Annotated in this window: 12 protein-coding genes; 6 read left to right on the forward strand and 6 right to left on the reverse strand. The window is 63.3% G+C overall.

Annotated elements, in window-relative coordinates; all coding sequences use genetic code 11:
- Positions 1-7 precede the first annotated feature (7 nt).
- Positions 8-586: an exopolysaccharide biosynthesis protein gene (locus ACFOSU_RS18620; protein ID WP_380691446.1), complete on the reverse strand. Its 579-nt coding sequence runs from the start codon at positions 584-586 to the stop codon at positions 8-10.
- Positions 587-734: 148 nt separating this feature from the next.
- On the opposite strand from ACFOSU_RS18620, the gene ACFOSU_RS18625 reads away from it, so the two are divergent.
- Positions 735-1,715: an aldo/keto reductase gene (locus tag ACFOSU_RS18625; protein ID WP_380691447.1), complete on the forward strand. Its 981-nt coding sequence runs from the start codon at positions 735-737 to the stop codon at positions 1,713-1,715.
- 36 nt (positions 1,716-1,751) lie between these two features.
- On the opposite strand, the gene ACFOSU_RS18630 is transcribed toward ACFOSU_RS18625, so the two are convergent.
- The gene (locus tag ACFOSU_RS18630; RefSeq protein ID WP_380691448.1) at positions 1,752-3,077 is read right to left on the reverse strand and encodes a lytic murein transglycosylase; all 1,326 of its coding nucleotides are present in this window, start codon (positions 3,075-3,077) and stop codon (positions 1,752-1,754) included.
- Positions 3,078-3,105: 28 nt separating this feature from the next.
- Positions 3,106-4,308: a BaiN/RdsA family NAD(P)/FAD-dependent oxidoreductase gene (locus tag ACFOSU_RS18635; RefSeq protein ID WP_380691449.1), complete on the reverse strand. Its 1,203-nt coding sequence runs from the start codon at positions 4,306-4,308 to the stop codon at positions 3,106-3,108.
- Between the two features lie 343 nt (positions 4,309-4,651).
- Between ACFOSU_RS18635 and ACFOSU_RS18640 the strand changes: the two genes are divergently transcribed.
- The 5 genes from ACFOSU_RS18640 (at position 4,652) to ACFOSU_RS18660 (ending at position 11,817) form a co-directional block, all read left to right on the forward strand.
- Positions 4,652-5,674, forward strand: coding sequence for a hypothetical protein (locus ACFOSU_RS18640; protein ID WP_380691450.1), 1,023 nt, complete (start codon positions 4,652-4,654; stop codon positions 5,672-5,674).
- Positions 5,674-7,803, forward strand: coding sequence for a TRAP transporter large permease subunit (locus ACFOSU_RS18645; protein WP_380691451.1), 2,130 nt, complete (start codon positions 5,674-5,676; stop codon positions 7,801-7,803). The genes ACFOSU_RS18640 and ACFOSU_RS18645 overlap by 1 nt, the downstream gene beginning before the upstream one ends.
- Before the next feature lie 69 nt (positions 7,804-7,872).
- The gene (locus ACFOSU_RS18650; RefSeq protein WP_380691452.1) at positions 7,873-8,922 is read left to right on the forward strand and encodes a putative solute-binding protein; all 1,050 of its coding nucleotides are present in this window, start codon (positions 7,873-7,875) and stop codon (positions 8,920-8,922) included.
- A 77-nt stretch (positions 8,923-8,999) separates the two neighbouring features.
- Positions 9,000-10,040, forward strand: coding sequence for a putative solute-binding protein (locus ACFOSU_RS18655; protein ID WP_380691453.1), 1,041 nt, complete (start codon positions 9,000-9,002; stop codon positions 10,038-10,040).
- 316 nt (positions 10,041-10,356) lie between these two features.
- Complete coding sequence (locus ACFOSU_RS18660; protein WP_380691454.1) at positions 10,357-11,817, forward strand: alanine/glycine:cation symporter family protein; 1,461 nt, start codon at positions 10,357-10,359, stop codon at positions 11,815-11,817.
- A gap of 77 nt (positions 11,818-11,894) precedes the next feature.
- Here the strand turns inward: ACFOSU_RS18660 and cqsA are convergent, their stop codons facing one another.
- The 3 genes from cqsA to ACFOSU_RS18675 form a co-directional block, all read right to left on the reverse strand.
- Positions 11,895-13,169: an alpha-hydroxyketone-type quorum-sensing autoinducer synthase gene (gene cqsA, locus ACFOSU_RS18665; RefSeq protein WP_380691455.1), complete on the reverse strand. Its 1,275-nt coding sequence runs from the start codon at positions 13,167-13,169 to the stop codon at positions 11,895-11,897.
- A 346-nt stretch (positions 13,170-13,515) separates the two neighbouring features.
- Positions 13,516-14,535 (reverse strand): response regulator, encoded by a 1,020-nt coding sequence (locus ACFOSU_RS18670; protein ID WP_380691456.1) that lies wholly within the window; start codon positions 14,533-14,535, stop codon positions 13,516-13,518.
- A complete protein-coding gene (locus ACFOSU_RS18675; RefSeq protein ID WP_380691457.1) occupies positions 14,522-15,895 on the reverse strand; it encodes a sensor histidine kinase in 1,374 nt (457 codons plus the stop codon). The genes ACFOSU_RS18670 and ACFOSU_RS18675 overlap by 14 nt, the downstream gene beginning before the upstream one ends.
- Positions 15,896-16,094 lie beyond the last annotated feature (199 nt).

Genomic DNA, 16,094 nt, shown 5'->3' on the forward strand with positions numbered 1-16,094 from the left:
CGCGAGACTACCCGAACAGCTTGAACAGGAACCACAGGCCCAGCCCGGCCGGCGCCAGGCCGGCGAGTACCCAGAACCCGTCCTTGCCGGTCAGGCCCAGCCCCATCATGGCGATTCCGGTGGCCGGCGCCGCCGCCGCAAACGGCAGCACTTCGAGCGGGATCATGCACAGCCCGAGGGCGACGCATGCGAGACCGATGACGCGGGTGGCAAGACCGTGGGTGAACCAGTGCAGACGCGGCCGCACGAGGCGGTCCAGGCGGCGGGTCCACGGGGTGATGCGGTCGGCGACGCGCGCATAATGCTGGCGTTCGATCGCCAGTCGCCGCATGCGCGCGGGCAGCCAGGGGTAGCGCTTGCCGAACACCAACTGCATGGACACCAGCGCAATCGAGATGCCGCAGACGCTGGGCACGCCCGGCACCGCGCCCGTCGGCAGCGCGGCGATCAGCGCGAGCATCAACACGAGCGGCCCGTAACCGCGCTCGCCGATGACCGCCACCACCTCACCCAGCGACAGTTGCGGCCCCTCGCCGTCGGATTCGAGCGTCTGCAGCAGTGCCGTGAGTGTCGTGGGCTCGCTCATGGGGCGTCTTCCATACCTGTTCGAGGGCGTGTTGTCGTTGGTGTTACGCCATGCAAGCACGACGCGCCTTGCGCGGACCTGACCCGCATCGATATGACCGCGCGCTATCGGTTATTGTATCGGCCACGCTTTTTGCAAGGACACAACGATGGATTACAAACGTCTGGGAACCACCGGCACCAAGGTATCGCCCCTGTGCCTGGGCACCATGACCTATGGCACGCCCGAATGGCGTGACTGGGTACTCGACGAACAGGCCAGCCGGCCGTTTCTCAAGGAGGCACTGGATGCCGGCATCAACTTCTTCGATACTGCCGACATGTACTCGCTCGGCGAATCCGAGCGCGTGGTCGGCAAGGCGCTCAACGACTACGCGCCGCGCGAGGACTTCGTGCTCGCCACCAAGGTCTACAACCCGGTCGGCGACGGCCCCAACGACCGCGGCCTGTCGCGCAAGCACATCATGCACGCCATCGACTCGTCGCTGACGCGGCTGGGCATGGATCACGTCGATCTCTATCAGATCCACCGCTGGGACTACGACACCCCGGTCGAGGAATTCATGGAAGCGCTGCACGACGTGGTCAAGGCCGGCAAGGCCCGCTATATCGGCGCCTCTTCGATGTACGCTTGGCAGTTCGCCAAGGCCCAGCACATCGCCGAGTCCAACGGCTGGACGAAGTTCGTGACCATGCAGCCGATGTACAACCTGGTCTACCGCGAGGAAGAGCGCGAGATGCTGCCGCAATGTCGCGATCAGGGCGTGGGCGTGATTCCGTGGAGCCCGCTGGCGCGCGGCGTACTCGCCGGCAAGAAACAGGGCGACACGGGCGAGAGCACGCGTTCGCGCACCGACGCCAACACCCGCAAATGGAATCTGGGCGCGGACATCGACCAGCCGGTCATCGATGCGCTGACAACGGTGGCCGAGGCCCGCGGCGTATCCATGGCCCAGATCGCGCTGGCCTGGGTACGCAGCAATCCGGCTGTTACCGCACCGATTATCGGCGCGAGCAAGGAACGCCATCTCGAGGAGGCCATCGCGTCGCTCGATATCACCCTCACCGACGACGAGAAGACGACGCTGGAAGCCCCCTACCAGCCGCATGCCATCGCCGGCCACGTCTGAATCGGCCGACCGTGGAGCGCCGGCCGAGGCCGGCGCTCAGTTTGCGGCGTTCTGAATCCGGCGCAGCAGATCGTAGGTGGGATAGCCGTCGGGCGTCAGACCGTTGTCACGCTGGAATGCACGAATGCCGGTGCGCGTATTCGGCCCCATGATGCCGTCGGGCGTGCCACTGCCGTAGCCGATCCGGTTGAGTCCGCGTTGCATGGACTTGAGATCGGCCCGCGACAGACTGGCGAGCGTGCGCGGCCAGTCGCCCTGCACGCCGGGCTCGCCGGCGAGCCGATCCGACAACAGCCCCACCGCCAGCGCATAGCTGGTGGCGTTGTTGTAGCGCAGGATCACGCGGAAATTCGGGCCCACCATGAACGCGGGGCCGTGGGCGCCGGCGGGGGCGATGACCGAGGCCGAGTCGAAAGCCGGCAAGCCACGAGAGTCGACCGGACGCACGCCCTGCGCCTGCCATTGCGCGCTCGAACGCCGTACATCCATATCCGCCGCGCCATAGTCGAAGCCGGGCGGCAGGACCACTTCCCGACCCCAGGTCTGGCCGCGCTGCCAGCCGCTGCGCTTGAGATAGTTGGCGGTCGAGCCCATCACATCGGCGATGCTGCCCCAGATATCACGGCGCCCATCGCCGTCCTCGTCCACCGCATAGGCCAGAAAGCTGGTCGGAATGAACTGGGTATGCCCCATCGCGCCGGCCCAGGAACCGCGCATGCGATCACGATCGATATCGCCGTTGGCGAGAATCGTCAGCGCCGCGTACAGCTGCTCCTCGGCGAACTTCGAGCGCCGGCCGTCGTAGCCGAGCGTGGCCAGCGAATCGATGGTCTCGTAGTTGCCGAAATTGCGACCGTAGTTACTCTCCACGCCCCATATCGCGCCGATGATGGTCCGCGGCACGCCGTATTTGGCCTCGACGCTGCGACCGATATCGGCATAGGTGGCCAACTGCTCGCGGCCCTGCGATACCCGCAGCGGCGACACGGCACTGTCGAGATACTCCCAGATCGCGCGCGTGAACTCGGGCTGACGCCGATCGAGTTCGATGATGCGCGGCTGGAATGCAGCGCTGTCGAAAGCCGACGACAGGGTGCCGGCGTCGACCCCGCGGGCCGCGGCACGACGACGAAACGCGTCCACCCAGGCCTGAAATCCCGCGCTGTCGCGGGCCACGGTTTCGGCCACCTGCGGCTGGGCGGGCGCTTGCGTGACGGTCGGCGCCGCAGCTGAGGTCGACGGGCTCGCCGGCTCGGCCGGGCGCTGCGAATCCGCCGGCGCGCTGGCCACCGGCTGCGAGGCACAGGCGCTCAGCAACAGCGACAGCGAACCGGCCAGAAATACACGTGAGGTTTTTTTCATACCCGCAAGTGTACGGCGTTGACGACGACTATACGACGGCGCCTGCCGCCTGTGCCGAGGCCCAGGCCCATTGAAAGTTGTGCCCGCCCAGATGGCCGGTCACGTCGACGACCTCGCCGATGAAATACAGTCCCGGCACGTCGCGCGCCGCCAGCGTTGCCGACGACAGCGCGTCGGTGTCGACGCCGCCCAGGGTCACTTCCGCGGTGCGGTAGCCTTCGGTGCCGTTGGGGACAAACGACCAGTTCGACAGGCGCGTGCCGATCTCGCCGAGCTGCGTCGGGGTGAGCTGCTTGAGCCGCGCATTGCCCAGCGATCTCTCGCCGATATCGTTGCACAGACAGGCCGCGAGTCGGCGCGGCAGGCGTTCGGCCAATACGTTCGACAGGTGTGCGTCGGGCCGCTCTGACTGACGGCCGGCGAGCCACGCGGGCGCGTCGTCGCCGGCCAGGAAATCCACGCACACGGCATCGCGGCAACGCCAGTACGAAGACACCTGCAGCATCGCCGGCCCGCTCAGGCCGCGGTGGGTGAACAGCAGACCGGCATCGAACAACGCGTCGTTGCAGCCAGCCTCGACATCGAGCGCGACGCCTGACAGCGCGGCGAACGCCTGCTGCTCTGCGCCGCCCAGCGTGAACGGCACCAGCGCGGCCCGTGTCTCGCGTACCGGCAGTCCGAAGCGTCGCGCCAGATCGAAGCCGATGCCGGTCGCCCCCATCTTCGGGATCGACAGCCCCCCGGTGGCCACCACCACGGCCTCGGCATGCCAGCGACGCGCGCCGGCGTTCACCGTGAACAGGCCCCGGTCGTCGCGCACCACGTCATCCACGGGCGCCTGTCGCACGATGTCTACGCCGGCGGCCGCGCACTCGTCCATCAGCATGCCCACGATCTGCTTCGACGAGTTGTCGCAGAACAGCTGACCGCGCTCTTTCTCGTGATAGGCGATGCCGTGCGCTTCCACCGTGGCGATGAAATCGGCCGGTGTGTAGCGCGCCAGCGCCGATTTGCAGAAATGCGGATTGGCCGAGAGAAAATTGGCCGGCGTGCTGTGCAGGTTGGTGAAATTGCAGCGTCCGCCACCGGACATCAGGATCTTCTTGCCGCAGTGCTTGCTGCCCTCGATCACGGTCACGCGCCGACCGCGCGCGGCCGCTACCGCCGCGCACATCAGCCCGGCGGCACCGCCGCCGAGCACAATCACCTCTGTCGTTTCGGTCTCGCTCATGGCTCGGCTCTGGCTCTCGGGGCGACGGTCGAAAAACCGTTGCATGTCGGCATATTTTCGCATGCATGGGTCACTTCCGGCGGGTCTCTCAACTCAGGTATTGGCCATTACCCGCCGTTACAGCCAATGGCTGGACTTGGTTTGGTGCGCCGTAAAAGATATATTTTCCGAAGTGCTTGCCAAGCCGCCCGCGTGAAGCAGGTCGTGAGCGCAGTGATAGACGACGGCTGGATGCCTCGTCAGCGCGGCACGGGCAAGACCACAGTCGGCCGGGGGGAGAGACCCAGCCCGAGCGGTGCAACAACCGCGCGATGAAAATAATTCAACGGAGGCTGATAACGCCATGCTGAAGACCTTGTCACTGCCGATACTGGCAGGTATCGCCCTGGGCCTGAGCGGTTGCGGGCTCATCTACAAGCCGACCGGGCAGGTTCTGGCTCATTACTCCCAGGACGAGGTGGTGCCCTACGTGCTCGGCAGCGGCGATCTCGATCTGTCGACCTGCGGCACCGGCATGGGACAGGGCCAACTGCTGTCGTCTTTCAGCCGCGTGATCAGCCGCCCCTCGAAGGTTCTGCTCACCACCAGCCTGCTCGCCGGACTGTGCTCCGAGGCCGCGGCCCAGGAAGCCGATCTACGGTTCCAGCGCGCGCTCCGGGCCGGCGATACCGCGACCGCGCGCGACGCCCGTACCGAAGCCCAGCGCTTATATCGTCGCACCGCGTTGCGACGCCTCCAGGCCTATAACGACACGGTCAGTGCGTTCGGCGAACTCGGCGACGACAAATGTCCGTCGTTGGGTAGCGACGCCGAAGAAGTCGAACACCTGGGCGGCACCCTCACCTCGGTGCAGGCGCTGCTCAGCGATATCCAGGCATCCAGCAGTGTCGGCGTCCCCCAGGATGTGGCCGCCAAGGCCGGACGTGAAACCCAGTGCATGGACAATGAAAAGCTCTGGGGTGTGCCGAACGCGCTGCAGGCGGTGGTATGGCTAAGCGTGCCGGGCACCGCGCCCGAGGGTGTGGATCCGTGGACGCAGCTCAAGGAAGCGGCCGACTACGGTGCTTCGAAGGGCATGCCGCTGGCCGCCATGCTGTATGCGGTGGCCGGCTACGGTCAGTCCGACGAAGCACGCGAAAAGGAAGGCATTCGCCAGGTCGCCAAGATCTACAGCGACGGCGTCGAACCCAAGGACTATCTGATGCTCGGCGAAGTGGCCTACAGCCAGGCCCTGTTCCTGTCGGACCGCATCTGGACTCGGGAAACCGGCAAGCGCACGCCTTTTCTCGCCCTGGGCGACTTCCCTGGTGATGACAGCGGCAGCAGCTCGGATGCCGACTTCGACGCCGACGACTTTCTGAACTGATGGCCGCGCAAGACCAGTACCACGGGTCGGATTTTTCCGACCCGCAGGCCGACGACGCGTCCGCAACTTACAGCGCGGCCCGCAACTGGCTCATCACCATGCCGGTCGCGGTACTGCTGCTGCTGGCCATCGTATTCGGCACCAGCGCGTTCATCCACGGCCAGTTGCTCAGCCTCGGCGGCGATATCTGGCAGAACTACAACATGCTGCGCTACGACATGTCCGAGCCGACATGCGATCCGGACATGGACATCGACGCGCGCATCGCCAGCACCAAGGCCCCGGCCGCCGACGAGGACAGCCTGTTCGACGCCGGGCCGTCGGATCCCGCCGCACAGCGCCGATCGCTGGAACGCCAGCGTGATCAGTGCCGGGACAGCTATACCCGCTACGACTACAACCAGCAGATGACCTCGACCTCGACCCTGCGCGCCTATCGCTCGCTGGAGCTCGGAATGGGGCGGGTCAATCAGCTGGGCCAAGTGTTCCAGGCCTATATTCTGGTCCTGCTGATCATGTTCGGCGGCTTCGTGGCCCTTGTGCTCAACGAGCAGATCGCGCTGCGCATGCCCAGGACCCGGCTGGATGTACGCGTCAGTTCGGGCGCCCAGGTCGCAGCCAACCTGGCGATGGCGGTGAGCGGCTTCGTCTGGCTGCGCCTGGATTCGGGCGGCGACATCACCCTCAACGTGATCTGGCTGGCCGGTTTTCTGATCCTCGCTGCGGCCGCGGCATACCGCATGATCAAGGTGCCCGCGAATGCACAGCCGGGCGGCTCGCTGATCCACGCGCCGCTGACCATCCCGCTGTACTGCTGGCTGGCCCTGGTGAGCCTGCTGTATTTCTTCGTGGGCGAAGGCTATATCGCCGGGCCGGCGATCCAGCTGACCAAGATGATCCGCTTCGCCGATCTGTATACGGGCATCGGTCTGTTCGTGTGGGTGGGCATGATGCTCAAGCACACCCGCATCGCCGAACTGCTGTTCGGCCTGTTCCGGTCCTGGGAACTGCGTCCGGAATTCATCGTGATTCTCGTGGTGCTCGCCTCGGCCTGGCCGACCGCCTATACCGGTGCGTCCGGCATCTTCGTGCTCGCCATCGGTGCGGTGATCTACCAGGAACTGCGTATCGCCGGCACCTATCGACAGCTGGCCATCGCCTCGACCGCGATGTCGGGCAGCATGGGCGTGGTGCTCAACCCCTGCCTGATGGTGGTGATTATCGCTGCGCTCAATCGCCAGGTGACCACCGACCAGTTGTTTGGCTGGGGTGTCTACGTATTCCTGCTCACCGCCACGATCTTCACCGGATTCGTCTATCTCACCCGCAAGAGCACGCCCTACGTCGCTACGCCCGACGACGCGTTGCCCGCGTTTCGGCGGGCGATCGGGCCGACGATTCCCTATATCGTGATCGCGGTCGCGGTGGTGCTGATCTACTCGCGTCTGCTGGGCCAGAGCTTCAACGAGTTCTCGGCGCCGGTGATCCTGCCGCTGATGATGCTGGCGCTGCTGGGCTACGACCGCTGGCGTGCGAAACGCCTTTATACCGGCGCGATCTACAAGGCCGACCGCGGCGAAGCCAGAGCGCCCGACCACGAGCCGGCCGGTTTCTGGAACGCGCTGCGGGCCTCCACCGCCGAATCCGCGGTACTGCTGGGTGCCCTGCTCATGCTGATGGTGATGTCGATCGTGTTCGGCGGCGTGATGGAACGCTCGGGCGTGATGGACCTGTTCCCGGAAAATCTGGGCAGCGTATGGGCGGCCACCGCGATTCTGGTCGTGATGCTGGTGATCATCGGCATGATCATGGATCCCTATGGCGCCATCATTCTGGTGAGCGCGACGATCGCACCGGTGGCCTATCACAACGATATCAATCCGGTGCATTTCTGGATGATCGTGCTGGTCGCCTTCGAACTGGGCTATCTGAGCCCGCCCGTGGCCCTGAACCAGTTGCTCACGCGCCAAGTGGTCGGTGATGCCGAGATCCAGCTCGCCAAGGCCGAGGTCGCCGACGATCCAAGCTTCTGGCGCCGCCACGAATCGCTGCTGCTGCCGATCACCGTGCTCGCCACCGCGTTGCTGCTGGTGGCTTTCGTACCGCTGATCTTCATCCAGATTTTCTAGGACGCTACAACAAAAATGCACTCAACCCAGCTTCAGTCCCCCGCTGAAGATAATCCCCGGAGGAAGCACATGTTCTCTCGCAAAATGACATCCCATCTCGGCGCCCTGACGCTGGGCGCCGCGGTACTGATCGCCGGTGCGCTGCAGCCCGCGGCCGCCCAGAACGAAACCCGCTCGCTGTGCGTATACGACCCGATCGGCGCCAACGGCTTTATCTACCAGTCCTTCCAAGACTACGTTGTACAGGCGCGCAGTTGGGGCATCAAGCTCAACACGCGTGCCTACACCGATGAAGCGGTGGCCGCCAACGATTACACCGCCGGCAAGTGCGACATGGTCGCCATCACCGGTATCCGCGCGATTCACATGGTGAAGTTCGCCGGCAGCCTCGACATGGCCGGCGGCCTGCAGACCTACGATCAGGAAAAGACCGCGATCAAGGTCATGTCCAGCCCCAAGGCCGCGCAATACATGGAGCAGGACGGCAACGAAGTGGTCGGCGTGGTACCGCTGGGCAAGGCATTCCTGTTCGCCCGCGACAAGAATAACCTGGAAAGCCTGGACACCATCGCCGGCAAGAAGATCGCGGTGATGTCCTACGACAAGCAGGCCTCGACGTTGGCCAACGTGGCCGGCGCGTCACCAGTGGGCGCCTCGATCGCGTCGTTCGGCCCCATGTTCAACAACGGCAGCGTGGATCTGGCCTATGCACCGTCGTTCGCCTACAACGCACTCGAACTCTACAAGGGCCTGGGTAACGACGGCGGCATCGCCGACTTCGTGCTCGGCATGCTCTCGGGCCAGATCGTCGCCCACAAGGACCGGTTCCCGGACGGCTTCGGCCAGAAATCGCGCTCCTGGGTGTTCGACAGCATGTACGACTCGACCATCCGTCGCGTGAAGAACGCCGACAACGAGATCCCGGACAAGTACTGGGTACATATCTCGGGCGATCGCGATGCCAACTATCGCGAAATGTTCCGCAACACGCGTCAGAAGCTGTGGGATCAGAACTGGTACAACCACCGCATGCAGCATCTGCTCAAGAAGATTCGCTGCTCGAGCGACAGCGGCCTGGCCGAATGCAGCCAGGACAGCGAGGGCGGCGCCGTCAACTGATCGCGGCCGATATCCCGCTCGAAGCCCGTCGTGCGCCAGGCCGCGCGGCGGGCTTTTTTATCTCCAGGAGTCGCGCCATGCGTCGACGCTTCATCTACCGGGCTATCGCCCTCGGGATCGTATTCGCGGGGCAGAACGTGGCAACGGCGGCCGAACCGATCGAGCGCTCGCTGTGCGTATTCGACCCGCTCGGCGCGAGTGGTGCGGTGATCGAGCAGTTCCAGGATTACGTGATCATGGCGCGCGAGGCCGGCGTGATCTTCGATCTGCGCCCCTATACGGATGAAGCCGTGGTCGCATCGGATTTCAAGAGCGGACGCTGCGATGCGGCCGGCATGACCGGCACCCGCATCAAGCAGTTCGTGCCGTTCGCGGGCAGCCTCGACATGGTAGGTGGACTACAGACCTACAGCCAACTGCATACCGCCATCCGCGTCATGGCCAGTGCCAAGGCAGCGCCACTGATGCGCCACGGCGATTATGAAATCGCCGGCGTCGTGCCCGGCGGCAAGGTGTTTCTGTTCTCGCGCGAGCGCCGGTTTCTCGACAGCCTGGACGCCGCCGCCGGCAAGAAGATTGCGGTGATCGGCTACGACAAACAGGCGCGGGTGGTCGCAAACGCCGCCGGCGCGTCGCCGGTGCCGGCAAGCATCGCCACATTCGGGCCGTTGTTCAACAATCACAGCGTGGACATGGCCTACGCGCCCGCCATCGCCTACAAAGCACTCGAGTTATATCGCGGACTGGGCGATAGCGGCGGCGTCGCCGACTTCGTGCTCGGCATGCTGTCGGCGCAGATGGTGATCCACCGGGATCGCTTCCCGGCCGTATTCGCGGCCCGATCACGCCGATGGGCGGCAGAGCACGCCTGGGGCCGGATCATTCCGCGTATTCGGCAGGCGGATGCGCAGATTCCCGACCGCTACTGGGTCCGCATCAACGGCGAACGCGAGACCAGGTACCGTGCAATGCTGCTAAAGATTCGGCAACGGCTCTGGCGCGACAACTGGTACGACCATCGTATGCAGCATCTGCTCAAGAAGATCCGCTGCGCCGACGATGCAGCGCTGGCCGAATGCTCCGGCAGCACCGAAGGCGGGCCCGTCGGCGGTCGATGACGCTGGCGACCAGCTTTTGGTCGGCGTAGGGTTTGTCGAGGGCGGCTCGGTTGCAGCTGCAACAATAACGACCACGTCACGAGAGGGGTCTGCCAATGCGTGCGATCTGCAACCGTGTGCACGACAGCCCTGTGCTGAAGGCGCAACAACGCCCCACAAATCACGACAGCAACCGGCACCGCGCTATTTACGGGCGCTTGTCGGCCCCATCGGGCCTGACCTCGGCTGAACGGGCCAGGCCGAGTGGCCGCGGTGATCCGCTGTCAGGCACGACATGAAATCTTTCGAGCGCAGGGAACAGGGAGAGCACTGAGACATGGAATTCATCAATACACTGGAGCAGGCGGTCTATGCCGTGATGACGCCGATCAGCGACTTCATCTGGTCGTATGTACTGTTCTATCTGCTGCTGGGCGCGGGGCTGGTATTCACGGTCATGACCCGCTTCATGCAGTTCCGCATGGTGCGCCAGATGGCGTCGCTGGCGTTCGATACCCGCACCAGCGAAAACGGTGTGAGTTCTTTCCAGGCGCTGGCGACATCGCTGGCCGCGCGCGTGGGCACCGGTAATCTGGCCGGCGTGGCTATCGCGCTCTGGGTGGGCGGGCCCGGTGCCATCTTCTGGATGTGGATGACCGCGCTGGTGGGCCTGGCCACGACATTCGTCGAGTGCAGCCTCGCGCAGGTCTACAAGATCCATTATGCCGACGGTGTCTATCGGGGCGGGCCGGCGTATTACATCGAACGCGCCCTGGGCCAGCGCTGGATGAGCATATTGTTCGCGGTGTTCCTGATCATCGCCTACGGCTTTGCCTTCTCCGGGGCCCAGGCCAACACCATCGCCAAGGGCATGCAAGGCGCATTCAGCGTACCGACCTGGATCACCGGCCTCGTACTCGTGGTGCTGTCGGCCATCGTCATCTACGGCGGCCTGCGCTCGATCGCCCGTGTCGCCGAAAAGATCGTACCGATCATGGCGGCGGCCTATTTCCTGGTTGCGCTGTATATCCTGATCGTGAACATCGGTCAGGTACCGGACATGCTCGCCCTGATCGTCAAGAGCGCCTTCGGTTTCGGCCCGGCCATCGGCGGCGCCGTCGGTTACAGCATGAAGGTGGCGATGGAGAACGGCATCAAGCGTGGCCTGTTCTCCAATGAAGCCGGCATGGGTTCGGCACCGAACGCCGCGGCCACCGCCGAGGTCAAGCATCCGGCCGCACAGGGTCTGGCACAGGCGTTCGGGGTGATCATCGACACCCTGATCATCTGCAGCTGTACCGCGGTGGTGATCCTGCTTTCCGGCGTCTACGACACCCTGCTCGCCAACCACCCGGGCGACGATTCGATCCGCGGCATCCAGTTGACCCAGGATGCCATGGCCGATCATCTGGGCACGTTCGGCGTCGGCTTCATCGCGATCGCGATCTTTTTCTTCGCCTACACCTCGATCCTGGCCAATTTCGCCTACAGCGAGATCAATCTCGAGTATCTGGCCGGCAAGCACGGCAAGAAGGCCGTCGCAATCCTGCGCCCGCTGGTACTCGCGATGGTGATGATCGGCTCGGTAGCCACCCTGAGCTTCGTCTGGGACTTCGCCGATCTGGCCATGGGCCTGATGGCCACGACCAACCTGATCGCCATTCTGTGTCTGCTACCGATCGCGCTGCGGGTGTTGGCCGACTACGAACGCCAGAAAAAGGAAGGCGTGGCCGAACCGGTGTTCCACCGCAGCGTGCTGAAGAACCCGGACCAGGTCGAACCGGGCATCTGGGACTGACTCAACCACAGAAAAACCGGCCGTGCCCGCCAAGGCACGGCCGGTAAGCGACTGCCCAGTCGCGACAACTAAAAGCGCTACGCGGCCTCGGCGGCGGCAGCACGTATCGACTGCTGCTTCCCACCGCGGCGCGTCGACGGCCAGTTGGCCAGGTCGACTTCGTCGCGAATCTCCTCACAGACTTCAATCACGCGATTGATCTGCGAGTAGGTGTGGTTGCAGTTGACCGACAGACGAATCAACGAACGCTTGGTCGCCGTGGCCGGCGCACAGAAGACCGAACCGAATACGCCACGCGACTCGAGCGCATCGCGCAGCACGATGGTGCTCTGCTCGGGACCGGCTTCGAGGGCGATCATCTGCGCCTCACCACTATCGACGTTGTAGCCCAGCGCATCCAGATGCCGACGCAGATACGCCGCATTGGCGTGCAGACGCTCACGCTCCACATCCGCCGCCTTGATCAGGTCCAGCGTGCGCGCAAGACCCGAGATATCGTGCGGCAGCAGCGACGAGCTGAAGATCGCCGGGAACGAGTTGAACTTGATGAACTGGCGCAGACGCTCACTGCAGGCAATCAGGCCCGCGCGGCCGGCAAACGCCTTGGCCAGGCTCGCGGTGACGAAATGCACCTTGGATTCGAGCCCCAGTCCGGCGACCAGCCCACGGCCCTGATCGCCGTGGGTACCCAGCGAATGCGACTCGTCGACGATGGTCACGCAACCGTGGCGGTTGGCGACCTCGACGAGACCTTCCAGCGGCGCAATGCTGCCAGTCGTGCTGTAGATCGAGTCCATGACCACGATGCCGGGGCCGTTGCGCTCGATCATGGTTTCCAGATGCGACGGATCGTTATGACGGAACGGCTTCCATTCGAGGCCGGCGCTGCGCACACCTTCCCAGAGCGAAGCGTGGGCGAACATATCGACATAAACCGGTGTACCCGGCGCGCCGATCGCCTGAATGAGGCCGACATTGGCTGCGTAGCCCGATTGGCACAGAAGGCTCGACTCCATCCGCATCCAGCGTGCCATGCGCCGCTCAAGGTGAATCTGGGGGCTGTCGCCATGCAGATAGACGCCCGACATGACCACGGTGTTGTCCGAGCCGCGCAATCCATCGATCTGCGCCTGAATCACCTCGGGGTGGTTGGCCATATCCAGATAGTCGTTGGTGACCATCAGAATACCGTCCGGACCGGGCGTGCGGCCATGCATGATATGGCCGCCATTCCACGTCTTCTCGACGCGCTCACGGAAATAATGATCGACGTGGTCGCTGAGAAACTGCGGCTCGACCATCGATCGCGGGCACAAAGGCGACGTACGTGACACAGATGAAGACTGACTCATGGCATGAACTCCTGGGCAGGATAAAGATAGTTGAATTACATTTTTGCTACCTAGTGACAGTTTTTGTCACATGTGGTAACATTACACATAACTTCTTACCAAATTTTTCCGCTGCTGACAAACGCCAGAAGCCAAAATTCACATCCTGCGCGGCCCGAAACAGTGCCGTGCAAACCAGTGTTGCGCGTTAAAATCGCGGCCCATTATCCCCCGTGCACGGCATCGTCCGCGCTTTGTCGAAACCCGCGACAGCGGGCACCCGGCATTGCCGGGAAAATTTATTTCCCCCGTTAAGACATAGAGTTGCCGACGACCATGCATCGACGAACGAACGCCGGACGCGCGGCTACATCAGCGAGTAGCCCACCGTATCGAGCCATTCCAGATAGCGGCTGAAGGTCGACTGCGGCGCCGCTGGCGCGCCTTCCACATCTCGCTGATCAAATACCGCCCAGCGACAGGACGGATCGCTTTTCAGCGCAACCGCACCCCGTGCATAACGCGGCCAATGACGCAAAATGTCACTTCTAGCAGCAGCCGCATCGAGAACCGCCGGATCGAGCAACGCCTCGCCACGGGCGAGTATTTTCAGGCAGTCCGAAGGCGCGTTGGCAGCCTTTGCGCGCTTGACCTGGAACTCGCGATCGGCCGGGCTGGAGAGCACCAGACGATACAGATGCCCTTCGCCATCGACGAGCAGAAAGCCGGTCGGTTCGGATACCAGATAGTATTCGACAATGCGATAGCGGGTTCGCAGATCGTCCATCAGCGCAATGATTTCCGGGTCGGCCAGCAAGGCCGGCGCGGCGACATCCAGCACATCGCTCGCCGCTGCGAATGTATCCCGGATATGGGCCTGCTGAAGCTCGCGAATCGTACTGTTGAGGTGATCGTAGACGTGACGCTCGCTTTTTCTGATGAAGCGGTCGATCACACCGGTGTTGAAGGCTTCGACGGCGTCACTCTCGGTGGCGACGCCGGTGAAGAGGATCTTCTTGATATGCGGATTTTCGATGCGGCGGCAGAACTCGAGGCCGTTCATCTGGGGCATGGCGTAATCCACCATGGCCACGGAGATCTGGGAAAAGCGGTTGGAAAAATGCATCTCCCTGACAATCGACTCCGTGTCGATCACGACCTGGCGCTCATCGCCCGGCCCCTCGGAGACACGAAAGAAACGTTGGCGCGACCGGTGATCGGCCTTGCGGTCATTGATATAACTCAGCGCCTTGTGGGTCGAGTCGAACAGCAGATAAGGCAGGTCGGCCTCGAGCTGGAGACTCAGGTTACCCAGAAAATCGATATCGTCATCCACCAGCACGATCTGGGTCGGATGAAAATATGGGGCCAGTTCAGTTCGACTCATAGTTATTCTCGACCGCCGGAAAGCTCATGACGAATTCAGTGTAGCGGCCCAGTGCCGAATAACATCGGATATCGCCGCCGAAACTCTCCATCACCAGGCGCGCGAACGCCAGACCGATGCCCGTGCCCTGCCCGCGCGGCATGGCCGAATAGAACCGCTCGAAAATTCGCGGCAGTACGCTGGGATGGATCCCGGGCCCGGTATCGCGAAAATGCAGTCGGTGCGCCCCCGCGGGGCTTCGTTCTGTCCAGATACGGATTTCACCGCCATCGACCTGGGCAAGAAAATACAGAGCGTTCTTGAGCAGATTGAACAGCAGGTGAATCATCAGCAACTGGGAGCCGTAGAAAGCAAAGTCCGCGCCTTTTTTCCAGGATACGATCTCGCGCTCGCGCTGCGAGTGGAACGGATAGCGCTCGAGCGCGCCTTCCACGCTGGCCGCAATACGCACGACCTCGAATGAGGACTCGTCGATGGTGGTACGGCTGGCGTTGATCAGAAGCATATCGAGAATGACGTTCGTGTACTCCGTCTCCGCGTTGATTCGGTCGAGCACGCTGTGCATCTGCCGGTAGTGGGCCGCGCGCACATGCTTGACCGGCAGATTGTGCTCGCGCGCCAGTTCGAAGCCCTCGAATATCGCCGGCAGATAAGTCTGCAGGCCGCGCGCACCGCTGCGGATCCCCAGCAACGGCGTGCGCAGTTCATGGGCGATAGTGCCCACGGCCGCGGTGATCGCAGCGAGTTTTTCCCGCGCCACGATTTCGGCCTTGTAGTTGAATACGCTGCCCGCGATCAGCGCGAACAGGAAGATCGGCGTCAGCGTGATCAGGGCATCGGCCTGCTCGGCAAACGTGCCGCCCACCAGGACGAAACACAGACAGGCGGCCGCGGAGCCGCCGAATGCGAGCGCCAGCACCATCAGCCAGTCGAAGAACAGCAGCACCATGAACAAGCAGGCCGCCATGGTGGACAGCGCCCACACCGTGGAAAAGCCATTCATCAGCGACATGAATACGAAAAAGAACGGCAATTCGTAGATGAAGATGAAAAACCAGTAGATCGTGACCCGTCGGCGCCAGAGTTCGCTACGCGACAGATAAGGCTCGAACAGCATGGGCAGCGCCACGATCACGCTGAACAAACGCAACCAGACGCTTTCGAAGGGCTGCGGGCTCAACTCCGTCCAGAACAGGTAATACAGCGGGTGTGCGACGACCGCGACCAGGGCGAACAACTGCATGTTGGGGCGTGAATAGGCGGCACTCTGTTGCATCGATGCCGTGAACCGCACCGCGAGCCGACGCCAGACGCGCGGCAAGCCGAGCCACTGCAACTCGAACAGACGACGAAAATTCAAACGACCGCACCCATGACCCGCTCCCCCGGACAGCGAGCATAACCTGCTGCACCGCTTAAACTATAGTAACCGGAGGAATGAAAATACGTAACACTCATACGACTTTAGCGATAATCGCCGTTAACCTTCATACTCGACGTTATACTTGGACACTGGCTCCAGGGGACCTGCCGGCGCACACCATGAATATTCACGAGCG

The sequence above is a fragment of the Salinisphaera aquimarina genome (assembly GCF_042643355.1).
In the GTDB taxonomy this organism is placed as follows: Bacteria; Pseudomonadota; Gammaproteobacteria; order Nevskiales; family Salinisphaeraceae; genus Salinisphaera; species Salinisphaera aquimarina.

Bases quoted from the DNA above. Each gene is read 5' to 3' on its own strand.
- ACFOSU_RS18620 (WP_380691446.1), bottom strand. From the start codon at position 586: ATGAGCGAGCCCACGACACTCACGGCACTGCTGCAGACGCTCGAATCC.
- ACFOSU_RS18625 (WP_380691447.1), top strand. From the start codon at position 735: ATGGATTACAAACGTCTGGGAACCACCGGCACCAAGGTATCGCCCCTG.
- ACFOSU_RS18630 (WP_380691448.1), bottom strand. From the start codon at position 3,077: ATGAAAAAAACCTCACGTGTATTTCTGGCCGGTTCGCTGTCGCTGTTG.
- ACFOSU_RS18635 (WP_380691449.1), bottom strand. From the start codon at position 4,308: ATGAGCGAGACCGAAACGACAGAGGTGATTGTGCTCGGCGGCGGTGCC.
- ACFOSU_RS18640 (WP_380691450.1), top strand. From the start codon at position 4,652: ATGCTGAAGACCTTGTCACTGCCGATACTGGCAGGTATCGCCCTGGGC.
- ACFOSU_RS18645 (WP_380691451.1), top strand. From the start codon at position 5,674: ATGGCCGCGCAAGACCAGTACCACGGGTCGGATTTTTCCGACCCGCAG.
- ACFOSU_RS18650 (WP_380691452.1), top strand. From the start codon at position 7,873: ATGTTCTCTCGCAAAATGACATCCCATCTCGGCGCCCTGACGCTGGGC.
- ACFOSU_RS18655 (WP_380691453.1), top strand. From the start codon at position 9,000: ATGCGTCGACGCTTCATCTACCGGGCTATCGCCCTCGGGATCGTATTC.
- ACFOSU_RS18660 (WP_380691454.1), top strand. From the start codon at position 10,357: ATGGAATTCATCAATACACTGGAGCAGGCGGTCTATGCCGTGATGACG.
- cqsA (WP_380691455.1), bottom strand. From the start codon at position 13,169: ATGAGTCAGTCTTCATCTGTGTCACGTACGTCGCCTTTGTGCCCGCGA.
- ACFOSU_RS18670 (WP_380691456.1), bottom strand. From the start codon at position 14,535: ATGAGTCGAACTGAACTGGCCCCATATTTTCATCCGACCCAGATCGTG.